Source organism: Microbacterium sp. ET2, assembly GCF_030347395.1.
In the GTDB taxonomy this organism is placed as follows: domain Bacteria; phylum Actinomycetota; class Actinomycetes; order Actinomycetales; family Microbacteriaceae; genus Microbacterium; species Microbacterium albipurpureum.
Genome location: NZ_CP128170.1, coordinates 2,671,835 through 2,692,016, shown reverse-complemented (window position 1 = coordinate 2,692,016; position 20,182 = coordinate 2,671,835). Strand labels below are relative to the sequence as shown.

Annotated in this window: 23 protein-coding genes; 9 read left to right on the top strand and 14 right to left on the bottom strand. The window is 70.4% G+C overall.

Features of this window, described 5'->3' with window-relative positions; genetic code table 11:
* The gene (locus tag QSU92_RS13110; RefSeq protein WP_289262592.1) at nucleotides 1-1,119 is read left to right on the top strand and encodes a serine hydrolase domain-containing protein; all 1,119 of its coding nucleotides are present in this window, start codon (nucleotides 1-3) and stop codon (nucleotides 1,117-1,119) included.
* Here QSU92_RS13110 and QSU92_RS13105 read toward each other — a convergent pair.
* Nucleotides 1,102-1,500 carry a VOC family protein gene (locus tag QSU92_RS13105; protein ID WP_289262590.1) on the bottom strand — a complete coding sequence of 133 codons (399 nt, stop codon included), beginning with the start codon at nucleotides 1,498-1,500 and terminating at the stop codon, nucleotides 1,102-1,104. The two genes, QSU92_RS13110 and QSU92_RS13105, sit on opposite strands and share 18 nt — an antisense overlap.
* A gap of 38 nt (nucleotides 1,501-1,538) precedes the next feature.
* On the opposite strand from QSU92_RS13105, the gene QSU92_RS13100 reads away from it, so the two are divergent.
* Nucleotides 1,539-2,063, top strand: coding sequence for a P-loop nucleotide/nucleoside kinase family protein (locus QSU92_RS13100; RefSeq protein WP_289262588.1), 525 nt, complete (start codon nucleotides 1,539-1,541; stop codon nucleotides 2,061-2,063).
* A 27-nt stretch (nucleotides 2,064-2,090) separates the two neighbouring features.
* On the top strand, nucleotides 2,091-3,254 hold the full coding sequence (locus QSU92_RS13095; RefSeq protein ID WP_289262587.1) for a GTPase family protein: 1,164 nt from the start codon (nucleotides 2,091-2,093) through the stop codon (nucleotides 3,252-3,254).
* A 16-nt stretch (nucleotides 3,255-3,270) separates the two neighbouring features.
* Here QSU92_RS13095 and QSU92_RS13090 read toward each other — a convergent pair whose 3' ends face one another.
* Complete coding sequence (locus tag QSU92_RS13090) at nucleotides 3,271-3,930, bottom strand: nitroreductase/quinone reductase family protein (protein WP_289262585.1); 660 nt, start codon at nucleotides 3,928-3,930, stop codon at nucleotides 3,271-3,273.
* On the opposite strand from QSU92_RS13090, the gene QSU92_RS13085 reads away from it, so the two are divergent.
* Nucleotides 3,869-4,387 (top strand): TetR family transcriptional regulator, encoded by a 519-nt coding sequence (locus QSU92_RS13085; RefSeq protein WP_422880381.1) that lies wholly within the window; start codon nucleotides 3,869-3,871, stop codon nucleotides 4,385-4,387. The genes QSU92_RS13090 and QSU92_RS13085 overlap by 62 nt on opposite strands.
* Here QSU92_RS13085 and QSU92_RS13080 read toward each other — a convergent pair.
* On the bottom strand, nucleotides 4,365-4,976 hold the full coding sequence (locus QSU92_RS13080; RefSeq protein ID WP_289262581.1) for a hypothetical protein: 612 nt from the start codon (nucleotides 4,974-4,976) through the stop codon (nucleotides 4,365-4,367). The genes QSU92_RS13085 and QSU92_RS13080 overlap by 23 nt on opposite strands.
* Before the next feature lie 66 nt (nucleotides 4,977-5,042).
* Here QSU92_RS13080 and QSU92_RS13075 point away from each other — a divergent pair, with 66 nt between their 5' ends.
* Nucleotides 5,043-5,915: a CHAD domain-containing protein gene (locus tag QSU92_RS13075; protein WP_289262578.1), complete on the top strand. Its 873-nt coding sequence runs from the start codon at nucleotides 5,043-5,045 to the stop codon at nucleotides 5,913-5,915.
* Nucleotides 5,916-5,917: 2 nt separating this feature from the next.
* Here the strand turns inward: QSU92_RS13075 and QSU92_RS13070 are convergent, their stop codons facing one another.
* The 5 genes from QSU92_RS13070 to QSU92_RS13050 all read right to left on the bottom strand — a co-directional run bounded on the left by QSU92_RS13070 (nucleotide 5,918) and on the right by QSU92_RS13050 (nucleotide 10,840).
* Entirely contained in the window at nucleotides 5,918-6,796 is an 879-nt protein-coding gene (locus QSU92_RS13070) for an LLM class flavin-dependent oxidoreductase (protein ID WP_289262576.1), read from the bottom strand.
* A gap of 17 nt (nucleotides 6,797-6,813) precedes the next feature.
* Nucleotides 6,814-7,494 carry a glycosyltransferase gene (locus tag QSU92_RS13065; RefSeq protein WP_289265906.1) on the bottom strand — a complete coding sequence of 227 codons (681 nt, stop codon included), beginning with the start codon at nucleotides 7,492-7,494 and terminating at the stop codon, nucleotides 6,814-6,816.
* Nucleotides 7,495-7,499: 5 nt separating this feature from the next.
* Complete coding sequence (locus tag QSU92_RS13060; protein ID WP_289262574.1) at nucleotides 7,500-8,882, bottom strand: bifunctional PIG-L family deacetylase/class I SAM-dependent methyltransferase; 1,383 nt, start codon at nucleotides 8,880-8,882, stop codon at nucleotides 7,500-7,502.
* Nucleotides 8,879-9,940: an acyl-CoA dehydrogenase family protein gene (locus tag QSU92_RS13055; protein WP_289262572.1), complete on the bottom strand. Its 1,062-nt coding sequence runs from the start codon at nucleotides 9,938-9,940 to the stop codon at nucleotides 8,879-8,881. Before QSU92_RS13055 ends, QSU92_RS13060 begins: the two co-directional genes overlap by 4 nt.
* 81 nt (nucleotides 9,941-10,021) lie before the next feature.
* Entirely contained in the window at nucleotides 10,022-10,840 is an 819-nt protein-coding gene (locus QSU92_RS13050) for an alpha/beta fold hydrolase (protein ID WP_289262570.1), read from the bottom strand.
* Nucleotides 10,841-10,925: 85 nt separating this feature from the next.
* On the opposite strand from QSU92_RS13050, the gene QSU92_RS13045 reads away from it, so the two are divergent.
* From QSU92_RS13045 to QSU92_RS13035, 3 genes are all read left to right on the top strand, one after another.
* Nucleotides 10,926-12,971, top strand: coding sequence for a sensor histidine kinase (locus QSU92_RS13045; RefSeq protein WP_289262568.1), 2,046 nt, complete (start codon nucleotides 10,926-10,928; stop codon nucleotides 12,969-12,971).
* The gene (locus tag QSU92_RS13040) at nucleotides 12,961-13,620 is read left to right on the top strand and encodes a response regulator transcription factor (protein WP_289262565.1); all 660 of its coding nucleotides are present in this window, start codon (nucleotides 12,961-12,963) and stop codon (nucleotides 13,618-13,620) included. Before QSU92_RS13045 ends, QSU92_RS13040 begins: the two co-directional genes overlap by 11 nt.
* Before the next feature lie 110 nt (nucleotides 13,621-13,730).
* Nucleotides 13,731-14,432, top strand: a complete 702-nt coding sequence (locus QSU92_RS13035) for a hypothetical protein (protein ID WP_289262563.1) — start codon at nucleotides 13,731-13,733, stop codon at nucleotides 14,430-14,432.
* 13 nt (nucleotides 14,433-14,445) lie between these two features.
* Here the strand turns inward: QSU92_RS13035 and QSU92_RS13030 are convergent, their stop codons facing one another.
* Nucleotides 14,446-14,910 (bottom strand): SRPBCC family protein, encoded by a 465-nt coding sequence (locus QSU92_RS13030; RefSeq protein ID WP_289262561.1) that lies wholly within the window; start codon nucleotides 14,908-14,910, stop codon nucleotides 14,446-14,448.
* Nucleotides 14,903-15,217 carry an ArsR/SmtB family transcription factor gene (locus tag QSU92_RS13025; protein WP_289262559.1) on the bottom strand — a complete coding sequence of 105 codons (315 nt, stop codon included), beginning with the start codon at nucleotides 15,215-15,217 and terminating at the stop codon, nucleotides 14,903-14,905. The genes QSU92_RS13030 and QSU92_RS13025 overlap by 8 nt, the downstream gene beginning before the upstream one ends.
* A gap of 104 nt (nucleotides 15,218-15,321) precedes the next feature.
* Here QSU92_RS13025 and QSU92_RS13020 point away from each other — a divergent pair, with 104 nt between their 5' ends.
* Complete coding sequence (locus QSU92_RS13020) at nucleotides 15,322-16,605, top strand: CoA transferase (protein ID WP_289262558.1); 1,284 nt, start codon at nucleotides 15,322-15,324, stop codon at nucleotides 16,603-16,605.
* Here the strand turns inward: QSU92_RS13020 and QSU92_RS13015 are convergent.
* The 4 genes from QSU92_RS13015 to QSU92_RS13000 all read right to left on the bottom strand — a co-directional run bounded on the left by QSU92_RS13015 (nucleotide 16,551) and on the right by QSU92_RS13000 (nucleotide 20,163).
* Nucleotides 16,551-17,195, bottom strand: a complete 645-nt coding sequence (locus QSU92_RS13015; RefSeq protein WP_289262557.1) for a GNAT family N-acetyltransferase — start codon at nucleotides 17,193-17,195, stop codon at nucleotides 16,551-16,553. The two genes, QSU92_RS13020 and QSU92_RS13015, sit on opposite strands and share 55 nt — an antisense overlap.
* Before the next feature lie 230 nt (nucleotides 17,196-17,425).
* Nucleotides 17,426-18,367, bottom strand: coding sequence for a putative glycolipid-binding domain-containing protein (locus tag QSU92_RS13010; protein ID WP_289262555.1), 942 nt, complete (start codon nucleotides 18,365-18,367; stop codon nucleotides 17,426-17,428).
* Nucleotides 18,368-18,424: 57 nt separating this feature from the next.
* Entirely contained in the window at nucleotides 18,425-19,657 is a 1,233-nt protein-coding gene (locus QSU92_RS13005) for a type III PLP-dependent enzyme (protein WP_289262553.1), read from the bottom strand.
* On the bottom strand, nucleotides 19,654-20,163 hold the full coding sequence (locus tag QSU92_RS13000) for a hypothetical protein (protein WP_289262551.1): 510 nt from the start codon (nucleotides 20,161-20,163) through the stop codon (nucleotides 19,654-19,656). The genes QSU92_RS13005 and QSU92_RS13000 overlap by 4 nt, the downstream gene beginning before the upstream one ends.
* Between the last annotated feature and the right edge of the window lie 19 nt (nucleotides 20,164-20,182).

Here is a 20,182-nt window from a genome sequence, read left to right as displayed (position 1 = left end):
ATGGCCGACCTTCTCGTCGCAGAGCTCGACGGCGCCTTCGCCGAGGTGGGCGCGTTGGGGGCGCGGTTCGCGGATGAAACACCTGGATGGGGCTTCCACCTCGTCGTCTTCGCGGGCGGTACCAAGGTCGTCGATGTGGCCAGCACGGAGCATGTCGCCTCCGGAATCCAGCCGGTGGCGTCGGTGTCGAAGGGAATCTCAGGTCTCGTCATCGGCCACCTCGCCGAGCGCGGACTCGTCGACGTTCGCGAGCCCGTCGGGCGGTACTGGCCGGAGTTCGCTGCGCGCGGCAAGGAACGCGTCACGGTGGCGCAAGCGCTGTCGCATCAGGCTGGGCTGCTGCGATTCCCGGCCGGTCTGAGCCTTGACCAGATGGCGGGTGAGGCGGGCGCCGCGGCGCTGGCGGCGGCGAGGCCGTCCTGGGAACCTGGTGCCGCGCACGGCTACCATGCCTTCACGATCGGGACACTCACGGACGAGCTCGTGCGCCGCGTCGTCGGCATGACGGCCGCGGAATACCTCGCGACGGTTTACGCAGAGGGTCGCTCGATCGAGTTCTGGCTCCTGGCGCCGGAAGGGCTGCGGGAGCGGGTCCGCACCGTGCGACCACCCGACGAGTTCGTCGAGCCGGTCGAGTCATCGGACACGCTCGCCGACGATGCGTTTTCGCCCTTCCGGCCCTTCGACGATGCGCCCTACTGGCTGAACTCGCCGACGCTCGTGCGGGCGGGGGTTCCGTCGGTGTCAGGCGTCGGCAACGCGCGCGGCATCGCCGCCGCGTACGCCGCCGCCATCGGCGCCGACGGTGGCGAGCCGCTCCTCTCGACACGGGCACTGGACGACGTTGCCCGTATTCACGTGGCCGGCGATGACCTCGTGCTCGGAAAGCACACCCGGTACGGGGTTCTCTTCCAGAAGCCCGACCCTGACCTCGACTTCGGAACCGCAGACGCGTTCGGACACGATGGCGCGGGGGGATGTCTTGGCTTCGCCGATCCCCGAACCGGGGTCGCGTTCGGCTTCGTCACCGATCAGGTGCCGACCCCATCTCGCGTCGACGACCGGGCTCTGGCGCTGGCCAGGCGGGTTCGCGCGATCGCTTCAGTCCGAGCCGTCTGAGCGGCGACCGCCCTCCCACGCCGGCGCGTAGCTCGGCTGATAGAGCATCAGCGCCCCGATGCCGGGCACCGGGATGTCGAGGCCGCGACCGTACTCGCGCTCCCAGACCGTCGAAGCATCGAACGAGACTCCCCGCGCCTGCAGTTCCGTGAGTGTGGCGTCGAGGTCATCGCAGATGAGCGAGATCTCATGACGCTGGCCGTAGGGCTTCTCCTGCCCCGGCCAGGTGAGCGGATGAACACCCCCCTCGCTGGGACCCGAGGCGAAGATGAGCCAGCCGGGCGAGGTCTCGATGAAGTCCCACCCGATCGCATCGCGAAAGAACGCACGCGTCGCAGGCGGGTCATCGCTGTAGACGATGGTGTGGATGCCGGTGATCATGCGACCGACCGTAGTCCGCCCCATGACGAGAATGAAGGGTGCTCGTCGTCATCTCCGGACTCCCCGGCACCGGCAAGTCTGCCGTCGCCGAAAAGGTCGCCCTCACACTCGGTGCCGTCCACCTCTCGATCGACAGCGTCGAAGACGCCCTCCTCGCATCGGGGCTCGAAAAGGGATGGACCACCGGAGTCGCCGCCTACGAAGCGGTTCGCGCCGCCGCGGAACAGAACCTCAGGCTCGGCCGCGCCGTCGTCGTCGACGCCGTCAACGACAGCGAAGCGGCCCGCGACACCTGGCGACGGGCGAGCGCGGCGACCGGCACGCCGCTGCACTTCTTCGTGCTCAACCTCGCCGATACCGCCGAGCACCAGCGCCGACTCGAAGGCCGCGAGCGCGGACTCGCACACGTCGGCGAGCCGTCGTGGCGCGACATCCGCTCTCGAGCCGAGGCATTCGAGCCATGGCGGGGGCCGCATGTGCGGATCGATGCGTCAGAGTCGGTCGCTGCGGTCGCGGCACTCGTTCTTCATCGCTTGGAATCAGCCGAGCCGCACACTCGCTGATGACCGTTCGCGCGTAGGGTTTCGATCATGGCCGCCGACCCGCCCACGAAGAAGCCGCAGATCGACCAGCGGCCGTTCCTCGAGGCGACCTCCGAGGCGAAGTCACGGTACGGCCGGTTCAATCTCGCGGTCATCGGCAACACCGGCGTAGGAAAGTCTTCTCTCGTGAACGCGGTGTTCCAGCGCGACTGGGCCGCGGTCGGCAAAGGTCTGCCTGTCACGAAGGGCGTGCGGTACTACCACGACGATTCCCTCGGCATCTGGGACATCGAGGGCTTCGAGATCGGCTCGGCGGTGCCGCCGCGCGAACAGCTCCGCGACCACCTGAAGACCATCGAGCAGCACCCGCGCAACGAGCAGATCGCCGTGGTCTGGTACTGCGTGAAGGCTGATGACGACAGGCTCACGCGTGCGGACATCGACATGATCCAGGAGCTGGATGCCCGGGGGCTGCCGGTCATCCTGGTACTGACGAAGGTCGACTGGGAACGCAACGCGCTCAAGGGAAGCCGGCGACCGACGAAGGGCACCCGCGAGTTCATCGAATGGCTCGAGAACCCGGTCGACGAGAGCGGACGGCCGATCACGATCCCGTTCGCCCGGGTCATGCCCACCTCCACGCGCGAGAAAGACGGAAAGGGCACGGGCCACGGGCTCGGTGATCTCGTCGCGGAGACCCTCGCGCTGTCGCCCGCAGACGCGAAGGATGCGTTTCGCATCGCCCAGCGACTCAACCTCCCCTGGAAGCGCGAGATGGCCCGACCCATCATCACCGGCGCCGCAGGGCTCGCCGCCGGCGTCGCGGCGACGCCGATTCCCGTCGGCGACGCGCTGGCCCTGGCGCCGATCCAGCTCGGGATGATGGGGCGCATCGCCGCAATCTACGACCTCGAACTGAAGACGATGATGTCAGCCGGTGCACTCGCGCAGCTCGGCGTGCAGATCTCGGGGCAGGCCCTCGCCCGCAGCTTCCTCAAGCTCATCCCGGGGGCAGGCAACGCGGTGAACGCGAGCGTCGCGGCCGCACTGACGGTCGCGATGGGCGAGGGATGGATGCGCCTGTGCGAACAGGTGCACACCGGCAAGCTGGACCTCGCCAAAGTCGGTGATGCCTGGGGCGAATACGTTCCCGGAGCGCTCGACGTCGTGCGGAAGATGGCGGAGCAGCGGGTCGGGAGGAAGAAGCTCTAGCGAACGGGGATGCCGCTCACGCCTCCTCGGGGAAAGTGACGTGGATGAGGGGGCTGCCATTCATCCACTCCGCTACCGGCGCGACAGGCTGGGGCAGACCCGCCGGGTTTCTCGGTTGATTGAGGTCGTCGACGATCGAGGTGAAGACCCGCCGCCGGGTCTCCGCATCGCGGACCGGTGTTCCGATGGCGCGGAGATCGGCGCGAACCCCGTTCTTGACGTGGAACAGGAACTCCGGATGAGCGACGATGTTCGCGTACCAGGCCCGCCGTGCCGGTGTCGACGACAGGTAGATCTCACCGTCGGCGCGGTAGAACCAGATCTCAATGCGACGCGGCCTCCCCGACTTCGCACCGATGGTGGTGATGTCGATCGTGCGTTGTCGCGCGGAAGACGTCGGGTCGATCTCGATCGCTCGCTTCACTGCTTCCTGCATAATGACCTCCGCAAGTAAGTAAACATTTACAAATAGGGTGAGCGCAAGATCATGCAGGTGAAAGTCGGGACAGAGGGCTGGTGATGAAATGTCGGAGCGGAACGAACAAGCACATGCGCGAGACGCCGACGCCACCCGTGCGCGAATCCTGGAGGCTGCCTGCGACGAGTTCTCCGCGGTGGGCTTCGCCGGCGGGCGGGTCGACCGGATCGCGCGAGCAGCCGGCTGCAGCGTGCGCATGATCTACGCCTACTTCGGTCATAAGAGCGGACTGTTCGACAGCTGCTTCCGGCATGCCATCACCACGATGAACGCCGAGATTCCGCCTCGCCCCGATGACCTTGCCGACTGGGCTTCGGATCTCGTCTCCTACCACCACACCAATCCGCAACCGCTGCGCATCAGCATGTGGGCGCAACTCGAGCGCCCCGAACCCGCTGAAGAAGCGCTCGGCGAATTCGTCGAGAAGGCCTCCGCGGTCACTCCTGCCGCCATTGCGCCGTTCACCGGCCCGGACCTGCTCGTCCTCATCTACGCGATCGCGCAGTCGTGGCAACTCTCACCGGCAGGACTCACCACGATCGCACGCTCGCCGGGCGACGCTTCCGAGTTGGCCCGGCGGCAGCGCGCGGCTCGTGCGGCCGTGCAGAAACTCCTGGCACCGTCACCGGCGACTACGTCGTCGGCCGAATCCTGATACCCGACGACTTCAGCTCGAGGGCTGCGAGCTGTGCGAGGACGGCGGGGTCGCCGCGGCGCCACGCTCCCGAGGCGTCGGCATGCACTGCGGCGAGAGCCGTGAGCTTCTGATTCGCGAGCGCGCGCAGGGCCAGCAGGTCCATGCCCGCGCCGCTGCGAAGCACCACCCGGGCGCGCCGCGCCCGCCGGATGAAGCGGATGCGAGGGATCAGCCAGATCGCCAGCACGAGCATCGTCGGGATCAGCGCGATCCCCAGGCCCAGCGTCAGCGCCAGCTGCTGCACCAGCGCCTGTTGACTCTCACCCGCCTGCTCGAGCGCCGTCCCGGCCGAGCTCGCGCCGTCGAAGGGCGCACGCACGGTCCCGCCGATGAGCGGGATGTCGGCCAGCCGGTCGCCGATGTCGGTCATGGACTCCTGGAACCCGCTGCCTGCTCGCTGCATGTCGACGCCGAAAGAGGCCAGGGCCGCGACGGCGGAGTACACGGCGATGCCGAACCAGATCCAAAGAACGATCGCGGCGAGCGCGAGAGTATCTGCGATGATCTGGCGCGTTCGCTGCGGCGCGAAGTCAGAATAGAGTTTCACGGCCCCACCCTGGCATGCACTCATGGTCATGCGGGGCCGGCGCGGTGTCGATCGAAGGAGATGCGCATGCCGTCAGCCGGAGAAGTGCTCACCCTCAGTGCGCGCGCGCACGTCGCGGCCATCCTCCACAACGAGCCGCGTGCGCGGCTCGACGAACCTGGAGGAGTGCATCAGATGCGCGTCGCGACGCGCCGGCTGCGAAGCCTGCTGCAGACCTTTGCGCCGATGTTCCGCGCGGAAGAGGTCGCGCATCTGCGCACCGAGTTGAAGTGGCTCGCCGGCGAACTCGGTGTGGCACGCGACGCCGAGGTGATGCGTGAGGAGATCGCCGCGGCGATCCGTGAGGAGGAGGCAGCAGCGGACGCAGCTGCGTCTATCGAAGAGCGAATGGATGACGCCCATCGAACGGCGCACGAGGGGCTGCGTGCCACCCTGGACTCCGCCCGGTACCACCGGCTCGTCCACGATCTGCATCGCTTCGTCGACGATCCACCGCTGAGCGCGAGGGCGGGCGAGCGCGCTCGACGCGTGCTGCCTCGACGAGCGGGCAAGGCCCTCTCCCGGGTACGGACCGCAGTCACCCACGCCCGCGAGGCCGAGACGCCGGGCGAACGCGACCTCGCGCTCCACGAAGCCCGGAAGGCGGCGAAGCGCGCGCGGTACGCCGGCGAAGCGCTGACGGATGCTTTCGGAGAACCCGCCGCGCTCTTCGCGTCGCGGATGGAGGACGTGCAGGAGGAGCTCGGTGAGTTCCAGGACAGTGTGGTGATGCGTGCGCGGATCCGCAAGTTGGCGGCCGCCGAGACGTCGCCGCGCGCCGCGTTCCTGTACGGGTGCCTGCATGCCCGCGAGGAGCGGAGAGGTGAGCTCGCCCTCGGACGCTTCGATGGGGCGTGGAAGGTGGCGACGAAGAAGTCGGTGAGGGCCTGGACGCGATGAGGTCAGGAGAACCGCGATGCGACCTCGACGAGCACGTCCTCGCTGCCGGCGTAGATGCCGTCGGGGCGCGGCCAGTGGGTGATGACGTCGGTGAACCCGAGTTCGGCGGCGCGCCCCGCGGCATCCTCGAACTTCTGCACGCTCTCGAGGAAGTACGTGCTCTCGGAATCGAGCGAGAGGTACCGGTCGAGCGTCCGCGGGTTGCGACCGCGTGCGTCGAGGGCGTCATCGAGGCGTGACGAGAGGGCGGCGACGGCCTGCCACCACTCCTCCACGGGCTTGCCCTCGGGCCCCGTCGTCACCCACGCATCACCGCGCTCGGCCACCAGCGCCAACCCCTTCGGACCATTGGCCGCCAGGATCAGCGGCACGCGCGGCTGCTGCGCCGGCTCCCCCACCATCCGCGCGTTGTGGGCGGTGTACCAGTCGCCGGCGAAGCTGATCCCGCCCGATCCGGGGTGCTCGAACCGCAGGAGCTCGTCGAGCGCGGCGACGAATTCGACGTACCGCTCGTGGCGCTGGCGGGGCGTGTACTCCGGCTGGCCGAGGACGAAGGCGTCGAAGCCGGTGCCGCCCGATCCGACGCCCAGCAGCATCCGCCCGCCCGAGATCTCATCGACGGTCGCCACCTCTTTGGCGAAGGGCACCGGATGCCGGAAGTTCGGCGACGCGACGAAGGTGCCGAGTCCGATGGTGGCGGTCGCGAGGGCCGCGGCGGTCAGCGTCGGGATCGTCGCGTGCCACGGCTGGTCGGCGAGGGACCGCCAGGAGAGGTGGTCGTACGTCCAGGCGTGGTCGAAGCCGAGCTGCTCGGCCGCCTCCCACTTCCGGCGGGCCTCGGCCCAGGGCTCCTGCGGAAGGATGACGATGCCGTGGCGCATGAGGCTGAGTGTACGGCTCAGGCGAACTGCGCCGCCGTGGCGCGGACGAAGGCGGCATACCCTCCCGGGGTCCGCCCCTCGACACGTCCCGACGTGAGCACCTCGGCGACATCGCTCGCGGTGACGACCGCGCCGAGCGCACGGGCCGCCTCGACGAGCCGGACGTCTTCGTGCTCAGGCACCTCGGTGAACCCCCCGGCGGCGCGGTACACACTCCCCCGGACCCCCAGATTGGCGCCGTGCGTGTTGCCGGGCGGGCGGCCCCGATGGTGGGTGGCGCGCCAGTACGCCGCGTGCGCGGGCGCGAGGTCGGCGAAGTCGGGACGCACTGTGCCGAGCACGACATCGGAGCCCGCCCGCATCAGCGTGAGCTGATGGGTGAGCCAGTTCGCGGGCACCGCCGAATCGGCGTCGGTGTTCGCGATCCACACGTCGCCCAGGTCGACCGGGTCGAGCAGGCGCAGCGCCTCGGCCACTCCCGCACGGCGTGCGGCGCCCACCCGCGCCGCCGAGACCTCGACCACCGTCACGTCGAACCCGTCGGCGATGGCGGCCGACCGGTCGGTGCAGGCATCCAGCACCGTGACGACCTCCACGCGCACCCCCGCCCGCTCGGCGGCGCCCACTGCGGCGGTGAGCGAGGTCAGACAGCGCGCCAGCAGCTCTTGCTCGTCGTGCACGGGCACGACGACGGCCATCGCGATCACAGCATGCCTGTTTCGCGCGCGACGGACGGCGCCGGAGGACGAGCGAAGACCTCGAGCAGGAAGTCATCCTCTTCGTGCCGCACGACCACCGCGAGTTCGTGCTGAGTGCGCAGCGCGATGTGCACCCCGTCACCGCTCACGGGATTGGTGTCGACCGGATGCCGCCAGTGGCACGCGACGAGATGCCCCTCGGGGCGCAGCGACGCGATGGCTGACCCGATGGCGCGTTCGAGGTCGGGGGCGTCCCAGAAGTAGCCGACCTCCGACATCACGATGAGGTCGAACGTGCCCTCGGGCCACTCCGCCGGAAGCGTCGCGCGCACGAGCGTGACGTTCTCACGCTCACCCAGTCGATCGCGCGCGGTCTCGAGCGCCGCGTCGGCGAAGTCGACGCCGACGAGCTCGTCGCACCGTTCGGCGAGCTGCGCGGTCAGCACCCCGGTCGAGCTGCCGAGTTCGACCGCCCGCTCGTAGCGCGGTCGGGGCAGCGACGCGAGCAGCACCGCGCGCTTCCGCTCTTCGTACCAGCGGGTCTCGAAGCCCCACGGGTCAGGGCGGCGGGCGTAGAGGTCGGCGAAGTGCTCCTTCGGCGTCGACCTGTGCCACGCCTCGTCGGTCGCGGGATCGTCGTCGATACGGATCAAGGTCTCGAAGCCGCGGGTGAAGTGCTGCAGCATCCGTCCGCTCACGATCGCCTCGTCGCCGGGCGCGGCAGACAGCGCCGCCGTCTGGCTGCGGTGGGCGGCGAGCGCTTCGCCCTTCGCCCGGCGGGTCTCGGCGCCGAGCGGCACCAGTTCGATGTGACCCCACGGCGGGTCATCCGCGCTCCCCCAGTGCCAGAGCCAGATCGGGTACGCCCGATAGCGAACGCCCAGGTGCCGGGCGACGGCGTGTGCGGCTTCGCCGGCGATCCGGTGGTCGCGGTGCGCGTCGCCGGTCCACGGCGAGACGACGAGCGTGCGCGAGCGTGGCGTGCCGACCGTCCGCACGAGCGCTTCGATCTCGCCGGTCAGCGGCACCTGCACGGCATCGAGGCCGCCATCGGTGTGACCGAGGAAGGCGACGGATGCCGCGGGGCAGACCTTGTCCAGCGCTTCGCGCACCTCGCCGCGACGCACCGAACGCAGGTCGTCGGGCGTATGGGTGGGCGAGGCGGGGTGGGAGTTCTCGCCGTCGGTCGCGACGACGACCATGACCCGGCCGCCGCGCGCTGCGACCGTGTGCATGAGTCCGGCGACGCCGAGCGTCTCGTCGTCGGGGTGGGCCGAGACCACGACGAGCGTATCGACGTCGACGTCGGCGTTCGGCAGCCGACGCGCATCGAACGCGGCCTGCCAGCGCTCCTCGTCGGTGCCGGTATCGAGGTGGCTGAAGGTCACCACGGCTGCTCCGACGCTGCGAGGTCGCGCCCGATCCGCGCCGCGTCGCGCGCACCGTGGTGCTGGCGGAGATAGAGGTGCAGGTCGGCCACGCGTCGCGCGTGGGCCTCGTCGGCGACGAGCGGCAGGGGCCCGAGCGCGAGGTCGGCCGTCTCGAGCGCGAGCGTCGCCGCACGAACAGTCACGGTGCGGGCGCGGTTCGCGAGCAGCCCCGCATCGGCCCGCGGACCGGCGGAGAACACGTCGGCGGTCTCGGCCAGCACCGCGCGTGCCGCCCACAGCGCCGCATCGGCATCGCCCAGATGCTGGTGGGCGATCTGGTCGGCGCGTTCGGCGCTGGCCGCGGCGCGCAGCGCGGGAAGGAGACCCATTGCCCCACCCCACCACGCTGCCGCGACCCCCACCCCGCCGTGCGCGAAGCCGAGGCGGCGCAGATACCAGCCGGCGTCGCCGACCGGCTCGGCGGGTGTGCCGGCGAAGTCCACGGGGGCGCTGACCACCTGCGAGAGGCCACGGGCGTGCCAGGGACCGGAGCGCGCAGTCACGGTCTCATGGCGAAGCGGAACCGCGAAGAGCCGTCGATGCTCATCGTCGACCCACGCCGTGACGAGCGCGTGCGAGAGCGAACCGGCCAGCGAGCACCACGGCTTCGTCCCGTGAATCGTCCAGCCCGTGGCATCCGGCTCGGCCGTCAGCCGCGTGCCGGCGCCTTCGGCGGCGAAGACCCCCCACGTCGCGGCGCCGTCCGGATCGGGGCCGTCCGGATCGGAGCCGTCGGGCCCGATGCCCGCCTCGCCGAGGATGGCCAGCGCGTCGAGGTGCGGTTCGAGGGTTCGCGCGGCGCCGACATCGAGGAACGCGGTGCCGACGAGCAGCTGCCAGCGGTCGGTGAGCGAGGCATCGCGGGGCAGCATCCGCCCGACCTCGGCAGCCCACGCCAGCGTCACGGGCACGTCGACGCCGAGCCCGTCGATCACCGCCGCCGCGGCGAGCGCCTGCTCGACCCATTCGGCCGGCTCGACGAAGAGCGACAGGCGCGGCGGCTGTGATGACGTCATCTGGTGAGATCCTCCGCCACCAGTCTGTCGCGGGCGCCGGTTTCCGGGGTCCGGGGTTGTCGCGCGGTCACCGCCCTGCTATCAGCCGGCGACCTGCCCCGTGAGCCATTCCCGCAGCAGGCCGAGGAATGGCTGCGGATACTCCACGCTCGGCATGTGCGCCGTGCCCGGGAAGACATGGAGGGATGACCCGTCGACGGCCTCCGCGAGGGCCTCGGCCTGCGCCCGCGCGGCGGACGTGTCGTGCTCACCGACGATGAACAGTGCGGGCACCGTGATCTCGCCCAGGCGCCCGTAGGCGCGCGGCTCCATCGGCACCGGCCGGGGATCGCCGTCCAGGAGTGGCTTGTTCGCGGCGCCGAGCTCACGCAGCCGCTGCAGGAAGATCGGGTCGACGTCGGCGGTCTCGCGCGTGGGCCCGACACCCCAGTAGAGCGCTTCGAACTCGACGAGGCGATCCCAGTCGCGCGCCTCCTCCGCCTCCTCGATCGGAGCCAGCAGCTCCTTCTCGCGGCGCGTCGGCTCCACCTCGGGATAGCCTCCCGGACCCGACCCGATCGTCACGAGACCGGCGACGCGGCCGGGAAACTCCAGCGCCGTGTCGATCGCCACCGCCCCGCCGTAGGAGGCCCCGATGAAGATCGCCTGCTCCACACCGGCGGCATCGAGGACGGCGACCGCGTCGTCGCGGTTGGAGTACTCCACGTCGTCGGAGGGGCTGTCGCCGAACCAGCGAAGGTCATAGCGGATGACACGGAAGTCGCGCTGCAGGTCCCCCCACAGCGGATCCCACATCGCCGACGTCGCGATCCCGGCGTGAAGGAAGAGGAGCGCCGGAGCAGCGTCGGGGCCGGCGACCTCCCACGAGAGGCGGGCACCGTTGTGGCGGAGAGTCGGCATGGGGAAACCGTACCCATCGTGATCGGCGGAAGACAGGGACACGTGTCCCGTGACAGCGGGACACCCCACCTGGAACGATGAGCGGATGACCCGCGCCGCCGCCAGCCGCGCCGCCACCCTCGTCGCGGTGGCGATCTCGATCGTCTCGGGTATCGGGGCGCTGGCGCTCGACCTGGCCGTGCTGCCGACCCATCCGCAACCGCCGCTGTCGTCCGGCTGGTCGGGCGTGCTCCCCGGCGTCGCGATGCTCATCCCCGGAGCCCTGCTGCTGTGGCGGTTGCCGTGGCATCCGATCGCGGTGGTTCTGACACTGTTCGGGACGTTCTGGATCGTCGATGGACTCGCCGCCGCGGCGGTCAACTACGCCTGGTACTTCGATCAGGGCGCGTGGTGGGCGCCGCCGTCGTTCTGGTTCTTCAGTCGGTTCGGCGCGGTGCTCATCTTCCCGATCATCCTGCTGCTGCTCCTGTTTCCCGACGGGCGCCTGCGCCCCGGCGTCTGGCGCGTCGTCTCGATCGCCGCCATCGTGCTCGGGCTCGTCCTGCCCTTCGCGTTCCTGTTCGCCCCCGCCGAGGCGCTGAGCCTCGACAACGACGATCGCACCGCCCTGCTCGCGGCATTCGAGCCGGTGCTGCCGACGCTTCCACTCCCGACGGGAGTGTGGCTCGGCCTGCTCGCGGCTGCGGTCCCGTGCCTCGGGCTCGGACTGCTGTCGGGGCTCGTCGTCTGTGTGAGTCGACGCTTCGGTGCGACCCCGGTCGAGCGTGCGCAGCTGCGCTGGCTGGTGTGGTCGGCGCTCATCTTCATCGTGACGCTCGTCTTCGTCTTTCCGAACGTGCCTACCGGGCTCGTCGACCTGCTGCTCGGGATCACGATCGGGCTGGTCAGCGCTTCGGTGGTGGTCGCTGTCACCCGCTACCGCCTCTACGCCATCGACCGGCTGCTGTCGTGGACGCTCGTGTACGGATTGCTCATCGGCGGGATCGTGCTGGTCGACGTGCTCATCGTGCTCGCCGTCGGCACCGCCATCGACGACCGGGTCGCCATGCTCCTCGCCGTCGTCGCCGTCACCGTGGCCTACGCGCCCCTCCGCGGCAGGCTGTACGCCGTCGCCAGCCGCCTCGTCAGCGGACGCCGCGGAGACCCCTACGCCGTCGTGTCGTCGTTCGGCGAACGCCTCGACCGCGCCCCCGACGCGCCCGCGCAGCTGCGGGAGCTCGCCGCCGCGATCGCCGAGGCGTTCGGCTCGCGATCGGTGCGGGTCGAGCTCGATCGCCCCGGCGGCGAGGCGATGGTCGCGACCTTCGGCACACCCCTCGCCGATGCCGCCGAGGTGCCCATCGACCACCGCGGCGAGATCATCGGCCGCATCCTCATCGAAGCGGGGCGCCGCCCGGTGGTCTCCACTCGCGATCAGCGCCTCCTCGGCGACCTGGTGCGGCTCGCCGCCGCATCCGTCCGCAGTGCCGAGCTGGGGCGCGAGCTGCAGGCCGGCCGCGAGAAGCTCGTGCTCGCACGTGAGGAGGAGCGCTCACGCCTGCGTCGCGAGCTGCACGACGGACTCGGTCCCCTGCTCGCAGGGGTCAAGCTGCGCCTGGAGACGGCGCGCAACCTCGCCGATCGAGACCCCGCACGCTCGCTCGCGCTCGTCGACGCCGCGATCGACGACCAGTCGGAGGTCATCGGCGAGATCCGCCGCATCGTCCACGACCTCCGCCCACCCGCCCTCGACGACCTCGGCCTCTTCGGGGCGCTCGAGCAGCAATCCGCGCGGCTGAGCGGCGGCGGCATGGCCGTCACCGTCTCGGGAGAGGTGCCACGAGACCTGCCGCCCGCCGTTGAGGTCGCCGCGTTCCGCATCGCCTCGGAAGCGCTCATGAATGCGCACAAGCATTCGGGGGCCAGCCGGGTCGAGGTGGAACTCTCGCCGGAAGATGGGATGCTGCGCGTCGAGGTCCGCGACGACGGGCGAGGTCGTGCGGGGGCGGGCTCGGACGGAGTCGGGCTGCACTCGCAGCGCGAGCGGGCCGCTGAGCTCGGCGGCACGCTCGAAGTCTCGTCCCGCGAGGGTGAGGGCACCGTCATCCGGGTCCTTCTCCCCCTGCCACAGGAGGTCGTGAATGTCCGCTGAACCGATCCGCGTCATCCTCGTCGACGACCACCCCGTCTACCGCGAGGGCCTGTCGATGCTGCTGGAGTCGATGGACGGCATCGAGATCGCCGCGACCGCCACCGACGGCGCGGAAGCGATCGAGACGACGGACGCCGCCGACGCCGATGTCGTCGTGATGGACGTGCAGATGCCGCGGCTCGACGGCTTGGCCGCCACAAAGGAGATCGTGGCGCGACACCCCCATCTCGCCGTCGTCATCCTCACGATGTCGGAGGACGACGAGACCGTCTTCGCCGCGATGCGCGCGGGTGCCCGCGGGTATCTCGTCAAGGGCGCGAGCCAGCACCAGATCCGGGCGGCGATCACCGCCGTCGCCGGCGGCGAGCTGGTGTTCGGCGCCGCCATCGCGAGGCGCGTCGCGGACTTCTTCGCCATGGGGCCGGCGTCCTCCCCCGCTGCGGAGGTGTTCCCGCAGCTGACGGCGCGGGAGCGCGAGATCCTCGATCTGCTCGCCGCGGGGCGCTCGAACCCGCAGATCGCCCAGGCGCTGTTCCTGTCACCGAAGACGGTCCGCAACAACGTCTCGAACATCTTCGCCAAGCTGCAGGTCGCCGACCGCGCCGAAGCGATCGTGCGCGCCCGCGACGCGGGACTCGGGCGTCCCTGATCCCGGGCTGCGAACGGGACAACCGCGGGACACCGCTCCCTGGGGGCCTGGGTCGCCGGGCCGGGAATCTGGGATCACCAACCAGAACCGCCCGAAAGGCACACACCACCATGGACCTCTTCACCTCCACGCCCGCTCCCGCAGTCCCCGCCGCACCCGCGGCGAAGAAGCAGAAGCGGATCGACCTCGGCCCCGTCCGGCCGAACCGCCTGCAGCGGATCGGCGGCGCCGGCCTCATCGCCGCGCCGCTGCTCTTCACCGTCGGCATGCTCACCTCGCCGCAGCAGACCTCGCCCGGCACCGCCGGGTACATCGAATCGCTCGCCGCCGACCCGGCGCTCAGCCTCGTGTCGGCGAACGCCCTGCACTACGGCTGGGTCGCCCTCGTCTTCGGCACCCTCGCCACCCTCGGCCTGCTGCGCAGCCGCCGGGGCCGGATCTTCCTGCCGATCGCCGCGGTGATGACCGCGTTCGGCGCCGTGCAGATGTCGGGCCTGCTGCTGTCGGACTGGTTCCTCGTCAGCGCCGGCAACGTGCTGTCGATCGAGGATGCCGTGCTGATGGACACCGTCGCCAAGGAGTGGTCGGTCGCGATCTGGCAGTTCTCCGGCATGATCGGGGGCCTGGTCGGCATCGCGCTGCTCTCGCTCGCCCTCGCCCGCGCCAAGGCCGTCTCGTGGTGGATCGCCCCGCTCGGCTTCCTCCCCTGGGTCGTCCCGGCCTTCGGCCTCGGACCGGTTGGTGCGCTCCTCGGATTCGCCTGCTACGCCCCGCTCATGATCGCCGGCGCGCGCCTGGTCGCCGCCCGCTGATCACGTCCGCGCCTCACGGCCCGGCGACCGACTGGTTGCCGGGCCGTGAGGCGTCGGCGGTGTGCGCCGCGAGGGCATCGAGCACGAACGTCCACCCCTGGCGATAGTCCTCCGCCGCGGACGCCCCCTGCCACGGGCCGCGGTGAACGATCGTCACTCTCGTCCCCTGAGCGACCGTCACGAAGGTGACATCGACGATCTCACCGTCCTGCACCCCGTCCGCGTCCTCCCATCGCCAGGTGAACGACAGACGATGCGGCTCGTCGACCGTGAGGTACTCCCCCGACACGACGATCCCGACCTGGGGCGCGGCGAAGCGGTACCTGCCGCCGACGACGGCGTCGGCCGAGATCTGCGTCTCCGGCCAGTGATTCCACCACCACGTGCGAAGGCCTGCGGGGGTCGTCCACGCGGTCCAGACCTGGTCGAGAGGCGCGTGGATGAGGCGATTGAGCCGGAGCTCGCGAGTGTCAGTCATGGGAGTCCAAAGAGTCGTCGAGGGCATCGAGCCGGTCGTTCCAGAATCGGCGCTGCCGCGCCATCCAACGGTCGATCTCCGCCAGGGGCGCACGGTCGAGTTCGTAGATGCGCCGCGAGCCCTGACGAGTGACGCGAACGAACCCGGCATCGCGCAGCACCCGCAGCTGATTCGAGACCGCAGGCTGTGACACCGCGAAGACCTCACGCGCCCGCGCGGTCAGTTCTCCTGCGGTCCGGGGACCACGCGCGAGGTCTTCCACGACCCGCCGACGGAGCGGGTCACTGAGAACGACGAACGGATCCACACTGCAAGTATCACGCCACGCTGATATCAGCGTCAAGTGATTTACAGGCCAGTCGATGCAAAGCGGTCCTGCCCGGTCAGGCGATGCGATGCTTCACTACCGGCATGACACTCTTAGCCGTGGGCGGGCAGGTGGCCGACGCGCTCGGCTTCAGCGCGGAGGCGAGGGAACTCGTCGGCGAACCGTCCGGCTCGTTCCCGTGGGGTGCGCATCTGCCGGTCGGATCCCTTGCGACCGACAGCGTCGCATTGGCATCACTCGCGATCGCACTCCTCCACGGCGACGCGTCCCCGGTGCGCGTCGACCGCACGCGGGTGGCGGCATCCTTCGGCAGCGAGAAGGCGCTGCGCATCCACGGTGCGGCGCCGTCGGCGTGGGCGCCGCTGTCGGGCTTCTGGCGAACGAGCGACGGGTGGGTCCGAACCCACGCGAACTACCCGCACCACGAGCGGGCGCTCCGCCGACTGCTCGGGCTCGCGGACGATGGGGGGACGGATGCCGCGACGGCGGCCATCGCGGCACGCACCGCGACCGAACTCGAGGACGACGCCGCCGAGATCGGAGCGATCGTCGGACGCGTGCGCAGCCCGGAGGCATGGCGACAGCACGAGCAGGGGCGGGTCGTCGCGGCGGCGCCGATCGTGGAGCGGCGGCGGATCGGTGATGCCGCACCACGACCCGAGGGTTTCCGGGTGCTCGACCTGACGCGGGTGATCGCGGGACCGATCGCGACGCGCGACCTTGCGCTCGCCGGCGCGGATGTGCTCCGGATCGACTCCCCGGCCCTCCCCGAGACGGGGTGGATTCACCTCGACACCGGGCAGGGGAAGCGCTCGACACTGCTCGACCTTCGACGGGCCGACGACCACGCGACGTTCGAGCGGCTGCTGTCCCGCGCGCACGTCGTGGTCACCGGATACCGCCCGGGGGCGCTGGCGCGGTTCGGTCTCGAACCCGAAGACCTCGCCGCGCGGCATCCGGGACTCGTGACCGCCTCGGTCTCGGCGTGGGGAGCCGACGGACCGTGGGCCGCGAGACGCGGATTCGACAGCATCGTGCAGGCGGTGAGCGGTATCGCGATGGTGGAGAGCTCCGACGGCGAGACGCCTGGCGCGCTCCCCGTCCAGGCCCTCGATCACGCCACCGGGCACTTCCTCGCGGCGGGCATCGTGCGGGCACTCGACGCTCAACGGCGGGAGGGCGGGTCGATCGACATCCGCATGTCTCTCGCCCGCACCGCCCACGCGCTGCTGACATCGGCCGACCCGGCGACCGAGGCGGCAGCGCTCGTCACCGCGCCCCCGCCGCTGGCGTTTCCGGGCGCGCCCGAGCACTACGCCGTCGTCGGTGGCGAGTGGGGCGCGGATGAGGCGGACTGGCTGGGCTGATCGTCGGACCCGGGTGGAACCGTGATGCGCATCACGGTCTTGCTCTTGCCGATGTGCCGCTCGAAGGCGAAGCCCGCCTTCTCGAACATCGCGCGCGTGCCGTTGTGCAGGAAGGACGAAGAGGTCCGCTTGCCGGGCACGAGCTCGTTCGGGAAGGACACGACCTCGCCCCCGCCCGCCTCGGCGATGAGCGCGAGCGCGCCGTCGAGCGCTTCGCGGGCCACCCCCGAGCGTCGATGGTCACGGTCGACGAAGAAGCACGTGATGCGCCAGGGCGCGGGACGTGTCTCGCCGGCGTCGTACTGCTTGCGGTGATAGATGTTCGGCAGATCGTCGGGGCTTCCGAACTGACACCATGCGATCGCCGCGTCCCCGTCGAAGACGAGCGCGGCGCGGGCGACCCCCTCGTCGACCAGCCGCTTCTTGAACGTCGGTCCGTCGTGGTCGGCCTTGACGGTGGCTCCCGTGTTCCCGTGGAAATAGGAGCAGTAACAGCCGCCCCACACCCCGTTGTGCTTCTCGGCGAGGGCGAGCCATGCCGGAAACGTCTCGGGCGTCAGCGGCTTGATGACGTGACCGGTCGCGTTCATGGCGCCCATGCTGTCACGCCACGGGGAGGAGGAGCGACCACCAGCCCGCACGACGTGGGTGTGGCGCCACTGGCGCCGTCGCAGCGTGGCTGGGACCGGTCATCCCTCCTCCTCGCGCCGAGATCGTCGACGCGGCACCCCCATGCCCCCGTCACCGATCCGTTGAGAAGAGGATGTCGCGGCTCTCGCGCCCGAGACGGGACCAAGGTCCCGCGCTCTGACCCGTCAGCTCAGCCGATCGCGCGGAAGAGGCCGGGGTAGTCGAGCACCAGACCGTCGCCATCGACCGTGAGGAGGGCGCGGAAGTCGGAGTCGCGCGACTCGTACAGCCACTGCCGCTCGTCGAGCCGGGTGTAGCGCTGCGGGTCGCGCACGACGGTGAGGGCGGGCACCGCGATCCACGCGGTGTCGATGTCGGCACTCTCGCCGACCGTGAGACCCAGTCGACGGATCGGCAGGGTGTTGGTCAGCGGCGTCGTTTGGATGTCGATCTCAGTCGCCCCGTCCAGGTCGCCGCGGTGCTCACCGTTCACCAGCCACCGCCCGTCGGAGAACGACAGGCTGAGGGTGCGTTCGCCCACGGCGAGATCGGCGGTGCGGAACTGGCCCGTCGCGTCGGTGACCACCCGGTAGTCGAGGCGGTCGCCGTCGATGTCCACGACGCCGACGGCGGTCATGCCGGCGGCGTCGAACTCGACGGTGCACGTCTCGGTGCTCGCGGCCTCGAGACCCTGCCAGGTGATGCGCGTCATCGACGTCTCCTCGTGCTGTGCGCGGGTTTCGGTGAAGTCCGCGAGGGCGACATCCGTCGGCAGATCCACGCGGAGTCGGATGCTGTCGGTCGCCGGGCCCGCGCCGTTCACGAGCGCTGCGCCCCCGAGCGTATCGAGGTGCGGCGCGACCCTCGCCGCCACGCGCGACGGCAGATACCCCACGTCCCGCCCGTTCGAGAACACCGCGACCCGTGCGGGACGGCGCGAGCGGCGATCGGTCTCGTGACGAAGGACGTACAGGCGCTGGCGGCGGTGATGCCGCTCGGGATCGTTCACGACGTAGTGCGTGCGTTCGAGCGCCACCCGCCGCGAGGGCAAATGACGAAGATCGGGAAGATCGACGTGACGACGAGACCTCCCCGTCGCGACGTGGATCAGGTGTTCCCACCATGTCGGCATGAGCGCCCCTCCTTGACTGTGATGCGCCTTCTTCAAGGCGGAGCGTCGTCTATCGTGTCACGTCAGTCTGGACATCGCCCCGGCGGGCCGGCGGACCGGGGTGAGAACGGCGACCGGGGTGAACGGGCGCCCGTTGAAGCGGGTCGCGGTCACCGAGGTGTAGGCGCCCATCGCCGGGCTGACGACGAGGTCGCCGATGCGCAGCTCGGGCATGTCCGCGCCCCGGGTGATGACGTCGGCGGAGTCGCACGTCGGGCCGGCGAGCGTCGCGCTGATGCGAGGACCGGTCGCGCCGGCGAGGTCGCGTTCGGCGAAGACCAGCGGATTCACGCCCTCGGTGAGCACGTTCGAGTACGAGCCGTACAGCCCGTCGTCGAGGTAGAACCAGCGGCCGTCGGGCCGGTCGGCGAGGCCGTCGATGCTCGTGACGAGGAGCGCCGATTCGGCGACGAGGATGCGGCCGGGTTCAGCCAGGATCTCGTAGTGCTCGGCGAGCGAGGTGAGCGCCGGACGGATCGCCCGAGCGACCTCCTCGAGCTCCGCGACCGGTCGGTCGTAGGCGACGGGGAACCCGCCGCCGATGTCGAGCACCGTGAACCGGCGACCCCGCTCCACCTCGAGCCGGGTCATCAGAGCGGCGGTGTCGTGGATGGCCGCGGCGAATCGCGCGGGGTCGTCGAGCTGGCTCCCGACGTGGAAGCTGAACCCCGCCACGGTGAGACCGACGGCGTCGGCGCGGGTGACGATGGCCGCCGCACGGTCGGCATCCACTCCGAATTTGCTCGACAGGTCGCTGCCGGCGTGGGGACTCCGATACGCCAGGCGGACGAGCAGTCGCACGCCGGCCCGGCGGTGTTCGCGGAACTTCTCGAGCTCGGTCTCGTTGTCGACGACGAAGGTGCGGATGCCCGCGGCGAGCGCCTCTCGGATCTCGACGGCCTTCTTGATGGGGTGCGTGTGGATGACGCGCTCTGCCCCATCTCCGCCGTCGAGAACACCGTGGTCGTCGAGGAGCCCGATCTCCTCGCCCGAGGCGACATCGAAGTCGCATCCCTCCTCGGCGAGCGCGGCGATCACCGCCGGGTGCGCGCAGGCTTTCACCGCGTAGTGGAAGCGGACGAAGGGCAGCGCGTCCCGCAGCCTGGTGTACTGGCGCACGACGATCGAGGGGTCGAGCAGCAGCACCGGCGTGCCATGGAGTGCGACGGCCGCACGCGCGGCATCCGTCTTCATCACCGTCGCGCACTCACGTCGACGGCGCTCGATCAGGTCGGTGGGGGTCTCATTCATGAGGCCTTCTCCGGGTGTGCGGGGCGGAGCCGGGTCTTGGTCGTGAGGACGAAACTGGTCGCGGCCATCGCGTAGAAGACGAGATCGGCGAGGATCTTCCCCGCCAGCAGCCCCCAGAACGGCTCCGGGATGAGCCACACGCAGAGCGAGATCGCCGCGGGGCGGACGACGAACGAATCGACCAGCTCGGCGGCGCCGAACTCGGCGACGAGAAGGACGACGGTGAGGCTGAGGGCTCGGAAGCCGCGGCGCCCGAGCCGGCGCTGCTCGAGGAGCACGATCACCGCGAGCACGGCATAGAACCCCAGGCTCTCGCCGATGATGGCGGCGACGGCGACGGCGACAGGGTGCGTGATCCACTCGAGGATCAGAAGGCCGAGGAGCAGGAGCGTGGCGGTGCCGACGATCTCGGCGAGCAGATAGCGGCGAACCCAGAACCGGATGCCGCGGCGGGGCGCAGCGCTGACAGCCGGCGGTGCGACGGCGGGAACGGAAAGAACGGACATCGGTGCCCTCCTCCCCGTG